16 protein-coding genes are annotated in these 22849 nt (G+C 47.3%); 15 read left to right on the top strand and 1 reads right to left on the bottom strand.

What is annotated here, in order from left to right; genetic code table 11:
* Window positions 1-2: 2 nt before the first annotated feature.
* The 14 genes from OXH00_05025 to OXH00_05090 all read left to right on the top strand — a co-directional run bounded on the left by OXH00_05025 (window position 3) and on the right by OXH00_05090 (window position 18163).
* A complete protein-coding gene (locus OXH00_05025) occupies window positions 3-1388 on the top strand; it encodes a DUF1800 domain-containing protein (GenBank protein ID MCY3740362.1) in 1386 nt (461 codons plus the stop codon).
* Window positions 1389-1425: 37 nt separating this feature from the next.
* Complete coding sequence (locus OXH00_05030; protein MCY3740363.1) at window positions 1426-2568, top strand: DUF1501 domain-containing protein; 1143 nt, start codon at window positions 1426-1428, stop codon at window positions 2566-2568.
* A gap of 66 nt (window positions 2569-2634) precedes the next feature.
* Window positions 2635-3648, top strand: coding sequence for an NHL repeat-containing protein (locus OXH00_05035; GenBank protein ID MCY3740364.1), 1014 nt, complete (start codon window positions 2635-2637; stop codon window positions 3646-3648).
* A 200-nt stretch (window positions 3649-3848) separates the two neighbouring features.
* A complete protein-coding gene (locus tag OXH00_05040) occupies window positions 3849-6200 on the top strand; it encodes a TonB-dependent receptor (GenBank protein MCY3740365.1) in 2352 nt (783 codons plus the stop codon).
* A gap of 315 nt (window positions 6201-6515) precedes the next feature.
* On the top strand, window positions 6516-8933 hold the full coding sequence (locus OXH00_05045) for a TonB-dependent receptor (GenBank protein MCY3740366.1): 2418 nt from the start codon (window positions 6516-6518) through the stop codon (window positions 8931-8933).
* A 197-nt stretch (window positions 8934-9130) separates the two neighbouring features.
* The gene (locus OXH00_05050) at window positions 9131-11587 is read left to right on the top strand and encodes a carboxypeptidase-like regulatory domain-containing protein (GenBank protein ID MCY3740367.1); all 2457 of its coding nucleotides are present in this window, start codon (window positions 9131-9133) and stop codon (window positions 11585-11587) included.
* A 110-nt stretch (window positions 11588-11697) separates the two neighbouring features.
* Complete coding sequence (locus tag OXH00_05055; GenBank protein ID MCY3740368.1) at window positions 11698-12327, top strand: hypothetical protein; 630 nt, start codon at window positions 11698-11700, stop codon at window positions 12325-12327.
* Complete coding sequence (locus tag OXH00_05060) at window positions 12324-12932, top strand: hypothetical protein (GenBank protein MCY3740369.1); 609 nt, start codon at window positions 12324-12326, stop codon at window positions 12930-12932. Before OXH00_05055 ends, OXH00_05060 begins: the two co-directional genes overlap by 4 nt.
* Window positions 12933-13065: 133 nt before the next feature.
* On the top strand, window positions 13066-13950 hold the full coding sequence (locus tag OXH00_05065; protein MCY3740370.1) for a hypothetical protein: 885 nt from the start codon (window positions 13066-13068) through the stop codon (window positions 13948-13950).
* Window positions 13951-14006: 56 nt separating this feature from the next.
* Entirely contained in the window at window positions 14007-14918 is a 912-nt protein-coding gene (locus OXH00_05070) for a hypothetical protein (protein ID MCY3740371.1), read from the top strand.
* Between the two features lie 14 nt (window positions 14919-14932).
* The gene (locus tag OXH00_05075) at window positions 14933-15562 is read left to right on the top strand and encodes a hypothetical protein (protein MCY3740372.1); all 630 of its coding nucleotides are present in this window, start codon (window positions 14933-14935) and stop codon (window positions 15560-15562) included.
* A gap of 71 nt (window positions 15563-15633) precedes the next feature.
* Window positions 15634-16623, top strand: a complete 990-nt coding sequence (locus OXH00_05080) for a hypothetical protein (protein MCY3740373.1) — start codon at window positions 15634-15636, stop codon at window positions 16621-16623.
* Window positions 16624-16800: 177 nt separating this feature from the next.
* On the top strand, window positions 16801-17175 hold the full coding sequence (locus tag OXH00_05085; GenBank protein ID MCY3740374.1) for a hypothetical protein: 375 nt from the start codon (window positions 16801-16803) through the stop codon (window positions 17173-17175).
* Between the two features lie 28 nt (window positions 17176-17203).
* Complete coding sequence (locus OXH00_05090; GenBank protein ID MCY3740375.1) at window positions 17204-18163, top strand: hypothetical protein; 960 nt, start codon at window positions 17204-17206, stop codon at window positions 18161-18163.
* Here the strand turns inward: OXH00_05090 and OXH00_05095 are convergent.
* A complete protein-coding gene (locus OXH00_05095; GenBank protein MCY3740376.1) occupies window positions 18160-20550 on the bottom strand; it encodes a helicase-related protein in 2391 nt (796 codons plus the stop codon). The genes OXH00_05090 and OXH00_05095 overlap by 4 nt on opposite strands.
* Before the next feature lie 232 nt (window positions 20551-20782).
* Here OXH00_05095 and OXH00_05100 point away from each other — a divergent pair, with 232 nt between their 5' ends.
* On the top strand, window positions 20783-22849 hold the full coding sequence (locus OXH00_05100; GenBank protein MCY3740377.1) for a tetratricopeptide repeat protein: 2067 nt from the start codon (window positions 20783-20785) through the stop codon (window positions 22847-22849).

Genomic DNA, 22849 nt, shown 5'->3' on the forward strand with positions numbered 1-22849 from the left:
ACATGTCACAGAACGATGTTGCGTTGATGGCGCACCTCATGCGCCGCGCAGGGTTTGGCACAACCCGCACCGAACTGGAAGCCTACGTCGAAAAAGGCTATGAAAATGTAGTTGACGACCTCGTCCATCCCGAACGCGGGATCCCCATTGATGAAGATATTTTAGAACGTTATTTCGGCAGTGAAGGCGGTTATGTCGGGACTTGGATCTATCGGATGCTGAACAGCAGATGCCCACTTCAAGAGAAGATGGCACTCTTCTGGCATCATGTCTTTGCAACGGGGTTAGGCAAAAATCAGCACATCCTCGCGTCCACGGATCAGATTGATATGTTGCGACGCGTCGGTATGGGGAAAATACGAGACATTCTGCTCGAACTCTCCAAAGATCCGGCGATGATCTTCTGGCTCGACAATAACGAAAATCGCAAAGGTGAACCCAACGAGAATTATGGGAGAGAACTCCTTGAGCTCTTTTCACTGGGTGTAGGCAACTACACAGAAGATGATATTAAGAACTGTGCGCTCGCTTTTACGGGCTGGACATTCGGACAACCGATTCCGTTGTATCCGCATGGTTACTACGCGCCTCCGTTCCTATTCGTTGAAGAGGAACACGACGACAGCGAAAAAACCTTCTTGGGGCATACCGGGAATCTCAACGGCGATGACATCATCGACATCATTGCTGAGCAACCCGCTTGTGCCAGATTCATCTCCAGACATCTCTACAATTTCTTTGTCGCAGATGAACCACAAGTGCCGTCGTGGAATGTAACACCACCACAGGATCCGGATGCTATTGAAACACTCGCAGACGCATTCATGGTGTCCGATGGCCATATATCCCATGTGCTCAGTGTCCTCTTCAATGCTGACTTTTTCAAGGAAGCCCGATTCAAGAAAGTAAAAAGCCCAACGGAGCTTGTCACAGGCATCTTGAAACTGGTAGGGACGTTCCAAGGTCCGCAACCCGGGATGGCGCAATATGCGAGTGCTACCCAATTAATGGGGCAGAAATTGCTCGATCCTCCCACTGTAGAAGGATGGCACACCGGCAAAGAGTGGATTGATGGCGGGTTGCTTACCGCTCGCGTCAACTTCGCCGTTCGTGAAGTCAGCGATGCGTCGAAGCCCGGCATTCAGGATATTATTACACGCTTGAAGAATAATGGAAATCCGCTCTCGCCAGAAGCATTTGTGGAGAGTTGCCTTGAATTTGCGGGTCCGCTGCCGATAGGAGATACCACGCGTCAGTATTTGACCGAATTCGCTGAGGCGAACGGTGAGATTGATTTTAGAGATGCTGCTGCTGCAGAAGAGAACCAGACCCTGCTCGTCAGTATGCTCCAGTTAATCGTGGCATCAAGGGAGTATCAACTCGGTTAGTTTTTTTGTCCTTGGACCAAATGGAGGAGACATTGACATGCGTACGACAAAGAAAGCCCCAGTCCTTGTCGTTGTACAACTCACAGGTGGCAACGACTTCATGAACACACTCATACCCTATACAAGCGGGATTTACCACGACTCTCGACCAGTTGTCGGGATTAAAGCAGAAGACGTGATACCTTTAGATGTAGATGATACGCTCGGTTGGAACCCGCACGCCGCCCCTCTGAAAGAAATGTTTGATGCCGGTGATGTCGCCGTTGTACAGGGAATCGGTTACCCCGATTCAAACCGCTCACATTTCCGGGCGATGGACATCTGGCACACCTGTGAACCCCTGAAAATCGGTGATGAAGGTTGGGTCGGCAGGCTCGTCCGAGAACTTGATCCGCAGAGTCAGAACGTCTTAACGGGTGTCAGTTTCGGACAGGGGCTCCCACGCGCCTGTGCACTTGCTGGTATTCCTGTTACCTCTGTTGGTGATTTGGATAACTACGGTTTGATGACCAGCATCGGTGATGAAGCACAGCGCACACAAGCACTTGACGTATTCAAGAAGATGTATAGCAGCACGGTCGGCAGCGGCATCGTGATGGACTACCTCAGCCAAACCGGATTAGATGTCATCAAGGGCGCGGACGAGCTTAAGAAGGCACCGGAGATGTATACCTCTGAGGTAGAGTACCCACAGAGCTCCATCGCGAAAAGTCTACGGGATGTTGCCCGTGTCCACCTTGCGGATCTCGGCACGCGTGTTTTTTACACACAACACGGTGGTTACGACAACCATGCTAACGAGGTCCCGGCGCACCCACGCCTCCTGAAGGATCTGACAGAGGCGATTCAAGCGTTCTTCACCGATTTGCGGTCCCAAAACGCCTCCGAAGAAATCATGATGTACGTCTTCACAGAATTCGGCAGGCGTATCCGAGACAATGCCAGCGGTACAGATCACGGCACTGGTGGCGGTGCGTTCATTATCGGCGATCGGGTGAAAGGCGGACTCTACTCGGAATATCCGTCCCTCGATCCGTCCCGCTGGGTACACGGCGAAGACCTTGAGCACACTATCGACTTCCGCGGCATATATGGGACACTTTTAGAGCAGTGGATGGGCGTAGACCCGACGCACATTGTCGGCGGGAACTTTGAACAGATTCATCCCTTTTCAGTGTAGGGGTTCGGTTACCGAACCCCTACAAACTTGCTATTAAATGACGTAGGACGACGGGGGAGGCATATCATGGGCAGACCTTATGGCTTGCTGCGTGCTGGGTTTCCATTTTACAAGACCCTAAGCATGCGGCGCACAACGAATTTTCCGATCGATATCGCAATCGGAAAAGAGGGACGTATATATATTATGTGCCGGAGCGACGGTACGGCGATGATCCGAAAATATACCGTTGAGGACGAGGACCGCGGGACAATGGGCGGTTACGGACAGGGCGAGGGGCAGTTCACATGGCCCGTAACAATTATCGCCGATAGCGAAGAGAATATTTATGTGTCTGATGAATATCTGCATCGGATTGTTGCCTTTAACAGCGAAGGTGAACATATCGGGACATGGGGCGAACACGGCACCGATCCGGGACAACTCAACGGACCCGCAGGTATCGCCTTCGATCCAGAGGAAAATCTTTACGTCGTTGACAGTTTAAGCCACCGGGTGCAGAAGTTCACGAAAGACGGCAAATTCCTCTTCGGGTGGGGCAGTCATGGCGACGGTGAAGGTGAATTCAACATGCCGTGGGGTGTCGCTGTAGATGAACTCGGCGATGTCTACATTGTGGATTGGCGAAACGATAGGGTTCAGAAGTTCAATGCTGAGGGAGAATTTCTCTTCGCATTCGGTAAATCTGGCAGTGATAACGGCGAATTCAACCGTCCTGCCGGAATTGACGTTGATCTACACGGGGATGTCTATATTGCTGACCGAGGGAATGACCGCGTTCAACTCTTCAACGCCGAAGGGCGGTATGTGCAGAAATTCCTCGGCGATGCTACCCTATCAAAAGTGTCTCAGGCTTACATGATGACGAACGCGAGTCCAAATAGGATGCGAGATATGGCGGATCTGGAACCGCAGAAATACTTGCGTCAACCGAAATCCGTTGCAGTTAGTGACGAGGGATTGATGTTTGTACCGGACTTCGGATCGTATCGAGTTCAGGTTTATCAGAATATGGCGGTGCCGTTGACAGAGCAGGAATTTAGCCCACCGCGTCGATCCGTTACATTGCATCAAGAATGAGATATAGGTAAAGCAGCGAGCACAGAATTACACTTTTTTAATAGAGCCAAGCGTGTTCGTAAATGCGCTTGGCTTTTTGTGTGGCATAGATCTCAGGTAAACCCAATCAAACGTTGAATTGTTGTGCTAATACCTAAAGTGGGGGTCAAAACGACTGCATGAAGCCAAAATTCTTTATAGTTCTGGTTATATTCATCACTATGCCACTGTCCATTTTTGCGCAAACCGGTGATGTCCAAGGAACCGTCTATCAACAAAGCACTGGAAAACCACTCGCGGGTGCTGACGTTCACATTATCAAAACCGACCAGCACCAAAAAACCGATGAAAACGGGGGTTTTCGCTTTACAGAGCTCCCTGAAGGGACTTATGTTTTTATCATAACGCACCCCTCAGAAGCGACATCAACAAAAGTCCCCATAGGCATCAACAGTGGCGATACGACCGAAGTTAAGATACACCTCGGCGCAGCCTTTAAACTTGAGACAGTCGTAGTGGAAGGGAAACGTCCCCCACCGACGGTGAGCCGCACGGAAATCCGTGGTAGTGAACTGCTACGCATTCCCGGCACCACCAACGATGCACTCAAAGGATTAACAACGCTCCCAAGCATCGGTATCCCAAACGACTACTTCGGCATCCTCTATATTCGCGGCAGTGGTCCCGGGGACACGCTTTACTATTTTGACAGAACGCCGCTCGGTTACCCGTTCCACTATGGTGGACTTGCTTCCACTGTTAGTACCCACATCATTGACAACGTCCGTATCTATGCCGGTGGTTACGGTGCTGAATTCGGATTAGATTCACAAACTGTGCTTGACCTCCTCTCCCGATCCGAAACTGATGGGCAGACGCTAAGCGGTAAGCTTAACCTTAACGTCCTCTATTCTGAGGGAATGCTTGAAGGTAGGATTGGAAATAAAGGCTACTTTTATGCCGCAGGCAGACGGAGTTATCTGGATCTCATTGCGAAACCGATTATTGAATGGCGGACAGAACAGAAGTTTCAGCTTCCGTACTTCTCAGATTATCAGTTTAAATTGGCTTATGAACTTACAAGGAAACATCACCTCACATTTAACGTCTTTGGCACAAACGATCACTTTAATATTATATCTGTTACAGAAGGAGCGACTGATTTTTCTGCCTACTTTAGAAACGGTTTTGAAGCACAAGGCGTTCATCTCCGGTCCGAGTTCATTGAAAATTTGACCTCTCATTTTTCTTTTACCCGTGCCTTCACTTTTCTCAATATGGACTTCAGCGGAGTTCTCGTCCGATCTTTTTCAGAAGATATCGGTACGGAATTAGAATCAGAATTTATATCCGAAAAGTCCACGTACGACAACATAAGGGCTAATGTTCCTGTTTATACACTCCGCGAAGATATATCCTACAAACTGACATCTAAGTTTCAACTTGAATCGGGGTTTCTTTTCACATTCAGTCCGGCAAATAGTTTTGAAGACCGGGGCATACGCTATAAAGTGCTCATCGATTCAGATGTGGCTTCCATGTTGAATGAAGATGCGGAATTATTAACTCACGACAATCGGACTTACCAAGTTGTTCGTTTTAAAGCAGCTTATGATGAATTCTGGTACGATTTCCAACGCTCAGAAGGGTATATCCAGGGACGATATGATCCGCTTTCGTTTCTTTCATTCGCGCTCGGGGTCCGACTCGACTATTTCAATCTTACCAAGGAACTCTCTGTTCAACCGCGTAGCAGCGTAAGCGTAAAGTTGCCGAATAACGCGATACTCCGCTTTGCTTACGGAAGTTATGAACAGAGTCCGTTGGCGTATCAGGTACTTGCGGAGAATGGAAACAGAGACTTAAAATCGAGTCTGGCGCGGCATTATATTATGGAGTTTGAACACCGACTCTCATCACAGACAGAGTTGAAGTTTGCGACCTACTACAAAAGTCTACTTGACCTGGTAACAACAAATGTAGTTGAATTCACTAATGATTTCGGCTTGCAAACGACAGTTAGTTACCATAATCAGGGGGCGGGATACATTGGGGGTGCAGAGGTGTTTCTACGACACCGCGTCAATGAAAAGTTCTTCGGTTGGTTCTCTTACGCATGGACATATCGAGAGCATCGCACACATCCTGACGCGCCTTATGAGCCCTATATCTTTGATAACACCCACATTATCAGTATTGTCGGTAATTATAACATCAGTCCAACTTTAGAGATTGGTGCGAAGTGGCAGTGTTCAAGCGGGACAGCAGGCGCGCATGTGAGCGAAATTCTTCTCATTCAAGATCCGATGACACGTGGCATGCAACCGATTTTCACTGATGTTCAGGACGCAGATGAAATATCTTTGGCATCATTACCCTCCTATCACCGATTAGATATACGTGTGAGCAAAACATGGCATCGTAAAGGGTGGCAAATGAGTGGATTTCTCGAGATTCTGAATGTCTACAATCGTAAAAATATTATCAAGCTCTATAATCCTGCGGGTGACGATGTACAGGAGGCACCCCAGCTTCCCATCATCCCCTACATCGGCTTAACAATCGAGTTCTGAATCCAAGAATCTAATACCATTAAACCCGCTTCCACTACTGCTGGTGGGGATCCCATCCTCGTCCTTTTCCAACCGACGGCTAACCCCATAGACACACCCGAGGCAATCTACACCCTTGGCTTTTCTGTGTTCTAACAAGAAAATAAATTTATGTCAACTAAAAATTTGAAGATTACGTTAGAAAAGGCGTTGTTGATTTTGTGTTACGGATTTGCTGACTCCGACCTATCTTTTGGCGAGTTAGAATCCGAACGCTGCCCAAAACTTATATTCACTTGAACACAATCAAACGAAATGGAGGTTAATGTTTCCATCATGGAAAAGCCATTATCTATTTTATTCTTGTTGATGCTTACCGCTTTACCTGTCTTTGCCCAAACCGGTGATATTCAAGGAACGGTCTATCAGCGAGGCACAGAGAAACCCGTTGCAGGAGCAGATGTCCGTATTACCGAAACAAAACAGACCCAAAAAACCGATGAAAACGGTGTCTTTCGATTCACAGACCTTCCCGAAGGCACATATACGTTCGTCGTTACCCACCCACTTGAATCCATTTCTACAAAAATTTCTGTTTCCATCAGCAGCGGGGATACCACCGAAGTTAAAATTTATTTAGGCGATGCGGTTAAATTAGAAACGATTATCGTTGAAGGCAAACGTCTCCCGCCGACGATCAGTCGCACAGAAATCCGCGGCAGCGAACTCCTGCGTATCCCCGGTGCTGCCAACGACGCACTCAAAGGACTAACGACGCTCCCCAGTATCGGCATCCCAAACGATTACTTTGGTGTCCTCTATATCCGTGGCAGTGAACCGGGCTCCAACCTTTACTATCTCGACCGGACACCGCTCGGTTACCCATTTCATTGGGGCGGTCTGTTGTCAACCATCAGTTCAGAAACTATTGAAACAATTGACATCTACGCTGGCGGATACGGCGCGGAATTCGGGTTGGATTCGCAAGCGGTGCTTGACATCCACGCCCGCGACAGCATCGACGAACGGTTCGATGGGAAATTTAATCTCAATATTTTCTATTCTGAAGGGTTGCTCGAAGGAAGAATCGGAGAGAAAGGCTATGTTTCTGTCTCGGGACGGCGAAGTTACTTCGATCTCATCGCTGGACGGATTTATGAAAGCCAGACGGGGGAGACACAACAGTTTCCCTATTTCTCGGATTATCAACTCAAATTCGTCTATCCACTGACTGAAAACCACAATCTCACACTTAATGCATTCGCTGCAACTGACCATTTTCATGTTGAGACAGAGGAACAGGAAGAAGATGATGAAATGGAAATAGAGGATCCTTTTGAGTCCTCTGCCTTTTTCAAAAATGGATTTAACGGGCAAGGCATTCATCTGCATTCAAAATTCACCGAAAATCTCACATCCAATCTATCACTGACGCGTTCATTTAATTTTCTCGATATAGACTTAAATGCGATTGTCTCAGAGACTACTGTTACAGGTGAACACGGTGAACTCATCACTAAATACAAGGATTCTCTCGAGTATAACTTAAAGGTTAGTGTCCCAGTCTATACCCTTCGCGAAGACGTGTCCTACAAGCTAACACCTACGCTCCAGCTTGAACCCGGGTTTCTTCTCGCCTTCAGTCCAGCAAACAGTACGGAGCATTCCAGTTTTCCGGCATTTGAAGAAGAAGTGCCAGATGACGAGACAGTGAGCGAATTAATGCAGACGGATCCCACCAAAGTAACGTTTGACGATGATGGAACCCCGCGGATACGCACGACTGAAACCAGAGACTACGAATTTGGACACGATTTACAACGCGCCGAAGGCTATCTACAAACACGATACGACCCGCTACCCGCGCTTTCAGTCGCACTCGGTGCCCGGGTCGATTACTTGGATGTGATAGAGCAGCTTTCCATTCAACCGCGTGGGAGTATAAGTATCAAACTTCCGATCGGTTCTAACCTCCGATTCGCGTATGGACATTATGAGCAGAGTCCGCAACTGTCCGAGCTGCTATCAGAGAATGGGAACGCAGCGTTAAAATCAAGTCTCACACGCCACTATATCATGGAAATAGAACACGAACTTTCATCACGCACCGAATTCAAGTTTGCTACCTACTACAAAGACATGCAGAAACTGATAACACTCGATGATGTCTCAAATTATCTCAATCAAGGCGTTGGGTACGTCGGTGGTGCTGAATTGTTCCTACGCCACCGAGTTCCAGATAAATTCTTTGGCTGGATTTCGTATGCCTACACGCACGCCGAGCGTCGAGAAAATCCTGATGTTACATATCAACCTTACCTTTTCGATAACACACATATCGTTAGCATTGTGGCAAACTATAACTTTAACCCAGATTTTGAGATCGGCGCGAAGTGGCAGTATCTCAGCGGCACCGCCGAAGCACCTATCAGCTCTATCGTTCTCATCCAAGATCCGGTGACGCGCGGATTGAACCCCCTCTTCGCAAGTTTTAGCCGTGTCTTAGGTGCTAAACTGACCCCCTATCACAAGTTGGATTTACGAATAAGTCGGAAATGGAACTTCATGGGCATGAAGGTAGGCGGATTTATTGAAATTCTCAATGTATACAATCGCAAAAATACCATTGAGTTTATCCAGAATGAAGGAACATTTGAAGTACAAGGCGAGGAAGTCACAATTGAAGAACACGAGGTCGGAACAGCGAGGCAACTTCCATTGCTGCCTTATGTTGGGTTGACGCTTGAATTTTAATCGAATCCAGGATTAAATCAAGTTATCTGTTTTTGCATTGATAAAGTGTATGTTTCACCATATTTGATGCTTTTCTACAATGAATCTTATGTCAACCGGAAATCCGATTAAACGTTAGATAATATTAGTACAACAAGTGAGGGACTAACCACTGCATGAAGTTAAAATTCGTCATAGTTCTGTTTGCATTTACTACCATGTCTACATCTGTTCTTGCGCAAACCGGTGATATTCAGGGAACCGTTTATCAGCGAAGTACTGGGAAACCCCTCGCATCCGCTGATGTCCGTATTACCGAAACAAAACACACTCAAAAAACTGATAAAAATGGTGTCTTCCAATTCACAGAACTCCCCGAAGGCACCTATACCTTTGTTGTTACACATCCGCTTGAAACCACACCTACCTCAATCTCGGTTGCGATCAGCAGCGGGGATACCACCGAAATTAAAATTTACTTAGGCGAGGCAGTAAAGTTAGAAACAATTGTTGTAGAGGGGAAACGTCTTCCGCCGACGATCAGTCGCAAAGACATCCGCGGTAGTGAACTTCTACGGATTCCAGGTGCTGCCAACGACGCACTCAAAGGACTAACAACACTGCCGAGTATCGGCATTCCAAACGATTATTTTGGGGTTCTCTATATCCGAGGTAGTGAACCGGGCTCCAACCTCTATTATCTGGATCGAACGCCGTTGGGTTATCCATTCCATTGGGGTGGCTTGCTTTCGACAATCAGCTCAGAAACTATTGAAAGAATTGACATCTACGCGGGCGGATACGGTGCTGAGTTCGGATTAGATTCGCAAGCCGTGCTTGACATCCACGCCCGCGATAGCATCAAGGAACGATTAGATGGAAAGTTCAACCTGAATATCCTCTATTCTGAAGGGTTGCTTGAAGGTAGGATCGGAGATAACGGCTATATTTCTGTCTCTGGACGGCGAAGCTACTTTGATTTCATCGTAGGCCCGATTATTGAAAGCCAGACAGGATCAGAGCAACAATTCCCTTATTTTTCCGATTATCAGTTGAAGTTTGCTTATCCGCTCACTGAAAAGCATCATCTTACACTTAACGCATTTGCCGCAACAGACCATTTTGACTTTCAAGAGGGAGAAATAGAAGATGATATAGACGCACACTTTGAAAGAGCTACCTTCTATTTCAAAAATGGTTTTAACGGGCAAGGCATCCACCTCCATTCAAATTTTACCGATAATTTCACATCCAATTTTTCATTTACACGCGCCTTCAATTTCCTGAATGTAGACCTTAAAGATCCTGATGTGGTGTCTTACGAATTGGAAAACGGCGATTTTAAACTGGAGGACGGTAAATTAGTAGCGGAAGAGATCATCTACAATTCCTATGATGTGAAGGTCAAGGTGCCGGTCTACACACTCCGTGAAGATGTATCTTATAAGTTTACATCTGCGCTTCAGTTTGAAGTGGGTTCCCTTTTATCGTTTAGTCCTGCGAATAGTTTTGAGGACAGCAATATTTATGAATATGAACCCGTCGGCGCGGATATTGAGATAAGTGTTCCGATTGTTGAGAATGGAGAGGTGATTGGAGAAAGCGTAACAAGGCGACCGGCACGCTACGAAGTAACAGAATTGGAAGAGACACACTACGAGTTTGGACACGATTTTTACCGGACCGAAGGTTATCTACAAGCACGATATGATCCATTATCTTTCCTTTCAATAGCACTTGGGACTCGGTTAGATTACCTTAATTTAACTGAGCAACTCTCCGTTCAACCGCGCGGGAGCATAAGTCTCAAACTCCGCAGCGGTTTTAATCTTCGTTTTGCTTACGGACATTATGAACAGAGTCCTAAACCGTATCAGATACTATCAGAGAACGGAAACGCGGATTTGAAATCGAGTCTTACACGCCACTATATCATGGAAATAGAGCATGAACTCACCTCTCAGACGGAATTTAAGTTTGCTACCTATTACAAAGGTAGCCAGAAGTTAGTAACGGAAGATGAGGCTTCAACACCTTCCGAAGCGCAACCTGCTTCTACGGGTGGGAGATTGGCAACAGAGGCACAGGTTTCAAATTATCTCAATCAAGGGGTTGGGTATGTTGGCGGGGTGGAAGTATTCCTACGGCACCGGATTCCTGATAAATTCTTTGGATGGATCTCTTATGCCTATACGCACGCTGAACAGCGTGACTCTCCGGAGGTAGCTTACCAACCTTATCTTTTTGATAACACACATATAGTTAGCGTCGTCGCTAACTATAATTTCACCTCCAATTTTGAGATTGGGGCAAAATGGCAGTATTTGAGTGGCACCTCTGAGGTACCTATCAGTTCTCTGGTACTCATTCAAGATCCGCTGACACGAGGTTTGAATCCGTTGTTAGCGAGTCTTGACGAAGAATTAACTGCCGAATTGACACCGTATCACAAGTTAGATTTCAGAATAAGTCATAAATGGAACATTCGCGGGATGAAGATAGGTGGATTCCTTGATATTTTGAACGTATACAACCGCAAAAATACGATAAAATTCTCTTTTAAAGAGGCAACGATTGAAGTACAGGGAGAGCAAGTTGAAATTGAAGAATGGGAATCCGAGGAAGTTTCGCAACTTCCGCGTATTATTTATCTTGGGCTAACCCTTGAATTTTGAGGGCAGAGGTTTGTGATTTAAATGTTCCTCTGATATAATACCGCTGTAGTAGGGGTTAGGTGACCTAACCCCTACAAAAGAAGCGTAAGCGGACGACAAAAGGAGTAGGTATGAAAATCTGGATTATTTGTGGTATCTGTGTTCTGATGCTTGCTGGCTGCGCAACTGTTGAGTCCCAAAAGATGCGAGCGGAACGGGATCAACTCCTCAAGAATTATGAAGACCTCCGCGAGGAGAACAGTGAACTGAAGGTAAAAGATAGTATAATCAATACAGCCCTCGGAAAGTGGAGATTTCTGAACCTTGAAATGGCGGAGAGCGCTGTTACCCAAGAGGTTGCGGAAGCCAAAGCTGCGCTTTACGCCCTTGAATTGAGAAATCTCACACTTGAATTCTTTGAGGAAAAAGGTATCTACTATTACCGAGGCAAAAAAGGCGGTACAGAGGTCTTCGGTCAATGGACTGTGATTACGATTCGGTACGGCGATGAACCCTTCCCGTTTATCCGGTTCATCAGGCGCGCCGGTCCAGAGGTGGAAAAATTGCTTTTCGCAGCAACTGAGGATGGCAGGGCACTTGGATTGTCGAGCGCGCCGGGATTGGATGCAGCGAGGGATATGAGTATTTCAGTTACACCTGACAGACTATACCTCACAATGCACGGTAAGATGCAATCAGGACCCAGTGGTTGGGTACAGAGCGGTGGTGTGCGATGTTATTTTGAGAGGGTTGAGGAATGAAAATATTAGGTATCTTTGGTTTGATTATACTGGTTTTCGTAGGCTGTGCCTCTGTGGAATACCAGCAGATGCAGAACGAGCGGGAACGACTTCGCGCGGCTTATGAGGAAGCGCGGGTAAAGAATGATAGAGGGAGCGTCAAGAACAGGGTTGCGGGCGAAGTGCTTGGCACATGGCAGTTCCTTGGTATAGAGGTCTTAGAAAGCGATTTGAGTAATGAAATTGTGCGCGCTGCTGCTGCACTCGATGAAGCGAGTCGTAAAAACTTGACGATCCGATTTTTTGAACAGAATGGCATGCGTTTTTACGAGGGTAACAACGGTAGTATTCGGGTTACCGGTAAATTCTCGATCTACGTTGAACGGATCGCTGAGATTCTATATCCAGAGCTTGGCATGAATCAGAGCTCAGGCATTAGGCCTGGGGAGTTTTTATTCAATCATCCGGGAGTATTCGGTGGTCCGCCCGGATCATCCAATGTTTTAATTTCTGTGCAGGGGAATCAACTTCATCTGACATTAGGCGCGGGGGTATCGCCGTCTCCGACACCTGATGGATGGGTCCAGAGCGACGGCATCAGGTATTCATTCAAACGGATTAAATAAGACTGTAGAGGCTTTTTCTTGTAGGACGGGTTTGAATCTTAGATTACCTGAAGACTTCTTTAGACTTCATTTAACCGTGAACCTGCTGTCAGGGCACTTGCACTTGAACGGACTCATATTAAGGAGGGGAAACATGAGGCTGTTAAAACTGCTCACTATCTTCGTGTTAGTATTTATGGGTTGTACCAACTTACTGGACCAAGAATTACAGCAGGAAGGTAAGAGTTTAATCGAGAATTACGAAGATACGCGTGTGAAATACGAGCCAGAAAAAGTCAAAAATGAAATAAAGGCACAGTTGGTCGGCAAATGGCAATTTATGGGCATAGAAGTAGAAAAAGGAACTATCAACGCACAAGGGATAAACTCAGCATCAGAAAGGGACCAAACAGCCTTGCCTTCTGATACGAGCACACAAACGCCAACGGTGCTTGAATCACGCCAGTCTAACACGGATGAGCGGATGTCTGAAAGCGATGAGGTGCAATTACCGCCGATCACAGTCCACGAGACCAAAGACAACGAAAAGATAGCAGCGGCGAAAGCGGCTTTACTCACCGCCAACCGTAAAAATCTAACGCTTGAGTTTTTTGAGGAGCGCACTTCCTACTATTATCGTGGCAGCAACCGCAGCAGGAATGTCACAGGGCAAATTAGTGTCATCACTTCGCGATTTGGGGATATACCCGTGCCGTTTGTCCAGTTCAGACGGCGTACGGGACCGAAAATGCTCGAGTTTCTATTTAGTTCCGATCCTGCAAGACGTGCGTCCGCCAGAAGGAAGCAGACCTATGTTGAAAATATACAGCGGGTTGAAGGAAAAAATTTTGTAAATACCAGCGGAAAACGTGGCGCGAAAGCCTCCCCAAAATCGGTTTCTTACAGACCAATTTCAGCAATCGGGATTGAGGTGACGGGCGACCGGCTTTGTCTGATTCTACATGGAGATATGGAGTTAACCCCCAAAGGTTGGATCCGAACCGGTGGTTTGCGATGCACCTTTAAACGCATCGAATAAACAGGGATTTTGTTGCAAGGTTAGCATTTGCTTTAAAATAGAGGAGAAAATTAAAAATGAAAATGTTAATAGTATTGGGTGTTATGGCAATAGTCTTCACAGGTTGTGCGATCTTTACGCCGCAAGAGGTACAGGAAGAGCGACGGCGTTTGCTGGCGATGCGTGACGCTGCACGCGAGCGACACAACCCGGAAAGGGTTAAAGAGGCTGTAAAGGATCTTCTTGTCGGTAAGTGGCAGTATGTCGAGTTAGAGGTTGAGGAGGGGGATGTTTACGCAAATCGGACGAAGTCAATGCCGCTGAAGGCTGCGGATTTGCCAAATGCTGCGGTCGTCGGAGTTCCTAAGAGTAGTTCCGATGGACAGACAGTAACACCGAACGTTCCTGCGCAAGAAGCGATAGTGCCGAAAGAAATGGAAGAAAAGGGACAAAGTTCGGCTGAAGGTGCGGCGCGCCTGCCATCTATTGAGGTTAGAGATGAGAAATCGAATCAACGGATATTAGGCGCGAAAGCGGCACTTGTTGCGTCTACTCGCAAAAATCTTGTACTTGAATTTTCAGAGGATCGCAGTTCTTACTATTACAGTGGTAGCAATCGCGGCACGAACGTCACAGGGCAGTGTTATGTTACCACGAAGCGATACGGAGACGATCCGATGACATTTATCCGTTTTAATCAGCGGACGGGACCAGAGTTGCTTGAATTCCTTTTCGGTTCTGAACCTGTAAAACAGATAGCTGCGAAGGAAAAACAGAAACGAGCCAGGATGATACAGAGCAGAAAAATGGGAATACAAGGGGCGCGGAAAGCTGCTGCAAGACAGGCTTCTTACGCAATCGCTTCAATGGCAAGTATTACGGTGACGGATGATACACTCTCTTTAGTCCTCTATGGGGATATGGAATTAACCCCAACGGGTTGGATGCGAACTGGGGGGTTGAGATGCACTTTCAAACGGATCGAATAAAGGCGAAAACTTTAATGTCATTAAGCATTCTGATTCTGACATTCACGGGTTGCACTTCTGTAGAGTACCAGCAGATGCAGAACGAACGCGACACCCGTCGTGAAGTGTATGAGGATGCCCGACGAAAAGAATTTCGCAAACGCAGCCGAGACTTTTTATCGGATGATCTGCTCGGTAAGTGGCAATTTCTTGAACTCGTTGTTGAGGAACGCGGTGGAAGCGAAGACATTTTGAAAACGAAAGCTGCGCTCGCCGCGTCCAAACTCAAAGGATTCAGACTGCGATTTTGGAGAAGTGGTGACCTTTACTATTACCGTGTTGAAAACCTGATTAGTAAGTCTTATGGGACATACGCAACGCGGAGTGTCTATAGAGGAGACGAACCTCAGACTGCATCGCTTCGGTTTTATCCGATTTCTGGCTCACATATATCGGATTTGATATTCAATTTCACAAGGGGTGTACATAGGCAGGTACTTACCGGTGATGGCGAAGTTTTTACCACGCAGATAGCGACAAAAAGCATGAAAGTCTCCGTGAAAGAGGCGAGACTGGATTTGGCATTGGATCTTGGCATGGTATTAAGCCCTGACGGGTGGTTACGCCGTGGGAATATCCGCTGTTCGTTTCGGCGGATTGAGTAGTTTGTGTGTAGGTGTGTGGAAAGTGATTTGTGACAATTGAATCGCTCTGGGCCTAATGGGAGAACCTTCTGATGAAAAGTATCTGCGTCTTTATTCTCTGTTGTGTGACTTCAATAGTGATGCTCGCTATGGATCAGGCGTTGGCAGCAGCACCGCCGACTGCTAAAATCGTGTTTTCATCGAGTCTGAACGCGAAAGTGAAAGGTGGTAATAATATCTACGTCATGAATCCTGACGGGACTGGGCGCGTCAATTTGACCCGCCATAATGCAAATGACTCGGAACCGACTTGGTCGCCTTCAGGAAGACATATTCTTTTTACGTCAGACCGGGACGGGGTCAGGGATCTTTACCGCATGAACGCAGATGGCACGAATGTCCGAAAGGTTTTTGAAAAATGGGCGAATAGAACAAATCCTGCGTGGTCTCCCGATGGTAGGCAAATCGCGTATTTCCGTGGAGACGAGGAAGCGATTTATATCGGTTCAATTGACGGGGCGAATGAAAAACGTCTGGTCAGTGGTTGGCACCCGACGTGGTCACCGAATGGTGACGAGATCGCTTTTGTTTCACTTGCGAAAGACCTTGATATTCGTGTTATTGACGTAAAGACTCGTTTGGAAAGAGTCGTTGTTCCGATGGAAAAATCGTTACTTTCCGATCCTGTATGGTCACCGGATGGAACCAAGATCGCTTTCACGCGTGTCAACATTTTCTTGTTTATTCTAAAGGGTCTGTTTGACGGTAAAGATGCCGCGCCAGCACAGACGATTGATACTGTCAACAGCGATGGAACCGAGATAGAGGCAATCGTTGTTGACGGATCCCAAGTTGACGACCCGGCGTGGTCACCACAAAGCGATGCCTTAATCTACAGTCAACTTTCTGGAAAGGAACGCCATCTCTTTAAAATCTCTTTAGGGAGTCTTGTTTCGGAACAGATCACACAGGCTGGGAGCAACTATAGTTCGGATTGGTTTGATCCAGCGGTTCTATCTGTTGCGCCGCGACTGGACTCACACCTGACGACGTGGAGTAAGATCAAGGCCAAAACTAATTAGAACTGACGTAAATAGGTAATAAAGGGTTTCCGGTATTTCTCAAAAGTGGTGATGTAAACGCAGGAAACATGATTGACGTTTAATGCTGAAGAAAATGACGATTCTGAAATAACCCCTTTCATTTATGTTTACACAACCACTCAAAAGGTTTCCGACCTCGTTCACAAGGAGGAACCCATGAATTGCAGATATGCATATATGACACTGTTTATCTTTTGTATGTTTACACTTGCAGTCATCGGATGTGCGACACACACTATCGAACATGATCGAGATGTTGAAGCTTTATATAGCCCTTGGTTGAATCAGCCCTTTGAAGAATTTCTGCAGGAAAACCCTGATCCGAGACAGTCAACGCCTATAGGTCAAGGTAACTATAGGCATACTTTCGTTTATGACATTGAGTCCCAAGCTGAGATTGTTGCCGAAATATTAGCAACACTCGGAGAAACGGATACCGGGCACGACGATTACTACCATGTCTATGTCTATGTGAACAATCCGGGTATTATATATAAGGTAGATTACCGGCGCAGGACTGAAAAATGGTAATAATTGCATAGGAGGCAAATGAAGTGTTATGAAAAATATCCCTTTCCACTTTTTCTCGGCACTGAGTCTGATATTAGTGCTCGCCAGTGGTCATATAGTGTTCGCGAGAGCTCCGACAACTGCCAGAATTGTATTTTTCTCATTACGCGATGACAACGCAGAGATTTACACAATGATGTCTGATGGCAGCCAACAGAGAAACTTAACCAAGCATCCTTCAACCGACAGAGAACCTGTCTGGTCGCCTAAAGGAGAGCACATCCTTTTTGCCTCTGACCGGACTGGAATTTTGGATATCTACCTAATGGATCCAAACGGAGCAAATGTGCGGAAAGTATTTAGAGTGTCAGCACAGAGGAAACATCCGAGTTGGTCGCCTGACGGTAAAAAGATCGCTTATGTGAAACGGCAGGCAATCTACACTGCAACGATAGATGGTGAAATGGAGGAGCAAATCGCAAAGGTTGGTGAGAGGGGTGGGTCGCCAGCATGGTCTCCCGACGGATCGGAGCTCGCCTTCGTCCGAAAGGAACCAGACGGCTATCAATTAGTGCTTATCAACGTCCAAACGCTCGCGGAAAAAATGCTGTTTCCACAAGCAGGTCAGTGGATTTATAACCCATCGTGGTCGCCAGATGGCAGTAAAATCGCCTTTTCTTGGTGGGATGAAGCAACAGATACCAGTACCCTCTACAGTGTAAATCGTGATGGAAGCGGAAGACAAAAGCTTTTTTCACCAGGAAGCAGACCTATTTGGTCTCCACACGGAGACGAGCTGCTTTATGAAGATTCCATTCCGCTGCAGCTTGCGCATATAAAATTTAACGTTCCGCAAATCTTCAAAATTGCTCTGGGCAGTCATGAACCTGAACAACTCACAAACAATGGGGCAAATTTCGATCCAGATTGGTTTGATCCAACAGTTTTATCTGTTACACCACAACCACAGTTGTTCACGACAGTATGGGGAAAAATCAAAGTAGATTAAGAAACAGGACGCACCGTCCGTAGCTGCCCCCGGATATCAACTTGCACTTTCCAATTATTCCAGCGCGGCAGTAGGACTGTACTCAGCGTCGGTTGTCGAATGCCGCGCTGCCATCGCAGCGTGACCAATTTTTGCGCCGGATCATATTCCACGTCGAATTTAGCACCGTTAACAGAAAATTCTTTCGGATACTGCGCCTCAATTTCAGTGATAGTGTTGGGGTCTATCTCAGTAAAGACCAAATCCTCTGGTGAGAGAAGTTGCCAGTCCTCAGCGACCTCTACACCCAAAACATTGAGCTGTGAACTTAACCACGTGTGTGGGGTCAAATCCGCTGTTTCGGGTGTCTCTATATCAGGATTGAGCGCGCAGTGAAGTCTCCAAGCGTCAATCGCGCGGGTGAGTTGCTCACCGACTTCCGAGAGTAGGGAACCAGAGAGAATAAGGGATGCCAACGCGTCTCTCAGCAATGTGCCACGCAACGGTTGGCGGCTGCGTCCGATCTCGCGTCCTACGTATTCAGTTACCACCTCTGCGACAATGTCTTCGCCTTCCAGTCTCGGCGCAGTAAGTTGCGTCGTTCCGATTCCAGCGTTGACCAAGTCGTCAAATGAGCAAGGCATAGCAGTCCGTCCCATCAATTGCACGCGCGCGCCTTTTGCGATACCGAGGGTTTCCAGAATCAAGGCAGCGTGCCGCTCTTCCGATAAAAGTGAATCTGAATCGAGCAAGACTTCCTCCTGTCCATTTCCCCATCCCTTCCCTTTTCTTCTTCGGACGTAAGCGCAAGCGTCCCACTCCCTTAAGAGGTAGGCGATTAGTGCTGCGCGGTCGGGTTGTGCGGGTGTTTTATCTTTCATTATAGGTGGTAACTCGAAGAAGTCTCTCAGCTGCGTCGCGATTCTGCGGCATTCTGCAAGGGCAGTTTTATGAAGATGATGCCGTTTGTTGTCGCCGTGTCGCAGCGTTCGGATTGCTGTCGTGGCATCACAACTATCGCGAAAAAGTTCTTTTTGGCGGGCTTCTCGAATTGTGTCCTGCTGTTCAGGTGGCACACGGTCGATGCGCTGCCATAACGGTGCCGGACGTTCCAACGTGGCAATCAGATCAATCAGATCGCGTCGCAGAGAAGATGGTGCTTTTACCAATAAGCGTGCATGAAGTGGATTAACAGGTAGGGCGCAGATTTTCGCGCCTTCCGTTGTGAGTGTGCCAGCGTCTGAGAGAACACCCCAGCTTTTCAGGGCAGTTTGTGCGCGTTCCACGGCGAAGTCGGGCGGTGCATCGAGAAACGTCAAATCTTGGGGACGGTAACCCGTTGCAGCGACAGTGAGCACAAATTGCGTCAAGTCCTCCCGTCGAATTTCTGGCAGCGTTTCCTGCTCAAGTTGACCGTGTTCCTCCCAGAGTCTATAGCAGGTTCCCGGTTCGAGACGACCGGCGCGTCCGCGGCGTTGTTCGGCTGAGGCTTGCGAGATAGGACATAGCGCGAGGACGATACGTCGGTTTTGATGAATACGTTGGCGCACTAAACCGGTATCGACAACGGCGGTGATGCCGGGAAGTGTAATTGAGGTCTCAGCGACGTTAGTCGCAAGAATGACGCGGCGTTGGGATTGCATGTTATCAAATGCTTTGTCCTGTGCATCGGGTGGTAGATCACCGTGTAGCGGGATAAGGTCGATATGCCGTATCTTGCGAAGCGCGTCATGGCATGCGTTAATCTCACCCTTACCGGGTAGGAACACCAAGATATTTCCATCGGTCTCTTTAAGTGCACGCTTAATTCCTTTTTCGACGCGTTCTACTAAATTATGAGATGTAGGTACCACTGCCTTGCCAAGGTATCGGACTTCAACAGGATAGACGCGCCCTTCCGCGCGTAGTACCTGTCCACCAATGAATCGAGCGAGTTGTTGTGCTGCTATCGTGGCAGACATGATGATAAGTCTCGCATCGCGCCGTTTCTTTCGGCAGATAGAGAGAAAGAGGTCTGCCTCCACACCGCGTTCGTGGAATTCGTCCAAGATAATTGTGCCATATTGATCCAGTTCTGGTCCCGCTGCATATCGCAAAGCGACACCGGGCGTGACGAAACGGATACGCGTTAAGGCATCAGAACTGACATCTTCAAAGCGAACAGTATAACCGATTGAACGCCCCAACGGTTCACCATGCTGTTGTGCTATCCATCGTGCGAGTGATCGGCATGCGACGCGACGCGGTTCCACGACGAGTACAGGTGCGTCTGATCGCGCGGCACACCAAGCTGGAATTTGTGTTGATTTTCCGCTGCCAGTCGGTGCCACAATCACCACTGGACCCGTCGCAATCGCATTGTGGAATGTCGCCTTTAACTCTGTAATCGGGAGGTCGGTTTTGTTCATAATAAGTATTATAGCCGATAGTGGTATTGGTATCAAGTCAGAGGTCTTCAGTTATCGGTTTGTCTCGCAGTGAGAGTTGTCAGAAGAATGGTCTTCAGTTATCAGTCAGCGATCAGTAGAAGTGCTACTCGGAGTTTGTTCCTACAGAAGCATGGCTAAACATTCTTGACATTTCCAGAAGTTTCTGATATTATAACCATCATATCTAAAGTTCGTATTTTGAAGGTAAATCATGCTGTACCAAAAATTCCTAAAACAGATAAAAAGAAAAAAACAAAAAACTTACCACCTCTTTGCCTTAATAACGTTTACCGGGTTGTTTTTCTGCCAACATTTGGCACATAGTCAGCAATACGTCATCGTTGACAGCGAAAACGGCGATAGACTCACCGGTATTTGGCGCGGTGCCACTGATACTCACTTTGAAATTGAATACCAAGGACAAATTTTAAGACTCTCATTCATGGGACATACCATTACGGTCACATCCGAGATAGCGAATGTCCAGGATCGCACGGCTGCGAAGTATTATCGCAATGGACTCACACTGTTGGAGTTAGAGCACCCGGAATTAGCACAAAAGCGCTTTGAAGCCGCTATTGAAGAGTTCCCGCGGTATCCGGCTGCACACTATCAACTCGGCTTGCTTTACAAGGCAAATGGCGACAATACAAATGTGTTGAAACGCTTCCGTTCTGTGGCAATCCTTGATGCGGTGAATTTTGACTTGGTGCCACATTTTCAGGAACTTGGAAACGCTGCCCTCGTCAGTGAGGCTTATGCGGAAGCCGTAGATAACTATCAACTGATCCTAAAGTATTATCCAGAACATGCGTCTGTACCGGAATTGAGTTATATCACTGGGTTCCTGCTCGTTGAGGAATTAGAGGCGTATAGTGAAGGGCTGCCTGTTCTGAAGTCGGCAATTGAACAGTACCCGAACCTGTCATCCCATGAAAAAGCACTTTTTCTCATTGGAAAAGTGCAGGCAAAAATCGGTCAGTTGGAAAATGCGCTTCATACTTTACAAGGATTTGTTATGCGCTACCCAGTAAGCGAATGGGTTTATGAGGCACATCTCATCCGTGCTGAGGTCAACTTGAAATTGGGTAGAACGGCAGAAGCTGGGAATCAAGCATCTCAGGTCCTTGAGGAGAGCGCGGATGAGACGATAAGGGAACACGCAAAACGGATTTTGGATCAGACGCGATGGAAGGTTTACACAGTGGCGGATGGTCTCCCCGACAACCATGTCCAGGCGATCGCTTTTGATGATATGCAGTTATGGGTGGGTACCCCAAACGGTGTGATGCTATTTGAGACTGCCTTCAATAATTGGATACCGATTCCAGACGACCTGCCGCAACTGATTAACAGTTCGACGGCAAAGGTTCCAGATGTGCAAGCCATTGCGGTGAACTCAGAAGAGGTATGGGTCGGCACGCGTTCTCAAGGCGCGATTCATTACAACAAGTTAACGCGCGAAATCCAGATGTATCCTCCAAGTGCCCCGATTGATTTCCCTGCTTGGGTCAAGGACATCAAGATGGATGACAGTGAGATATGGTTTGCTACCGATGAAGGTGTTGTTCGTAAAATTCGGGGTACAGTTGATCCGCTGTTTGTTTACAACAAGCGACAAAGTTTCATTCCGGCAGATGACATTGAAACCTTGTTATTGATGCCTACAACCGTCTGGGGTGCCTCGGCGAAAGGAGACATCGTAGCATTTGACCGAGAAGACGAGGAATGGGATCCCCTCTATCGTTCTACTGAAATCCAAGAAGGCACGACGATCGTTGGCTTTGATACTGCAGAAGATCAGATGCTTTTTACATGGTATAATGCCGCTGAAAAGACTAACGGTTATTTTCGGGCAGATTTGGATGGACTGAACGGAAAATCAACGACGCTTCACACGGGTGTAGAGGATGAGAAGGACTTAAGAAACATTTACATCAGAGGGATTTTGGACAAGACCCCGGTAGTCACGGAGGTAAATGAGATACTGCCTGTAGAAACACCGGATCCACCAACATCCGAATTTTCTCCCGAAACAGAAGCGTTAGCATCGGAGGAGGAAGCCCCGCTACCGCCACCACCGCCTACGCCTTTAGTGCTGTGGATAGCGACGAATGATCTCTTTTACACGCATCACACGCGTTCTTCTGATGACTGGGAGTATACAACGACTCCACAAATAGTGTCGGGTGAATTAATAATACATGCGCTTATCGTCGTAAACAATAGGGCATGGATAGCGACTAACAACGGTTTAGCAACAGTGAGCGTCCAATGA

This window comes from Candidatus Poribacteria bacterium (assembly GCA_026706025.1).
Taxonomy (GTDB): Bacteria; Poribacteria; WGA-4E; order WGA-4E; family WGA-3G; genus WGA-3G.